Raw genomic sequence first — 301 nt, 5'->3', positions numbered from 1 at the left:
TCAGATTGGTTAATTTAGCGATCGCCTCTGGAATCTGGGTTATTTGGTTGCTACTGAGGTCAAGCTGCGTCAGATTGGTTAATTTAGCGATCGCCTCTGGAATCTGGGTTATTTGGTTGAAACGGAGGCGAAGCTGCGTCAGATTGGTTAATTTAGCGATCGCCTCTGGAATTTGGGTTATTTGGTTGCTATTGAGGTGAAGCTGCGTCAGATTGGTTAATTTAGCGATCGCCTCTGGAATCTGGGTTATTTGGTTGCTACTGAGGTCAAGCTGCGTCAGATTGGTTAATTTAGCGATCGC

General features: G+C 45.5%; 1 protein-coding gene. It reads right to left on the bottom strand.

Annotated elements, in window-relative coordinates; translation table 11 throughout:
• Positions 1-301: leucine-rich repeat domain-containing protein (locus tag GNF10_RS37480; RefSeq protein WP_185607538.1), on the bottom strand; the 301-nt coding region annotated here is incomplete at both ends.

Origin of the sequence: Nostoc sp. UCD121 (genome assembly GCF_014222285.1) — a bacterium.
Classification (GTDB): domain Bacteria; phylum Cyanobacteriota; class Cyanobacteriia; order Cyanobacteriales; family Nostocaceae; genus Nostoc.
Note: the sequence above shows the minus strand (reverse complement) of the source record. Positions and strands in the feature narration are given on the sequence as shown.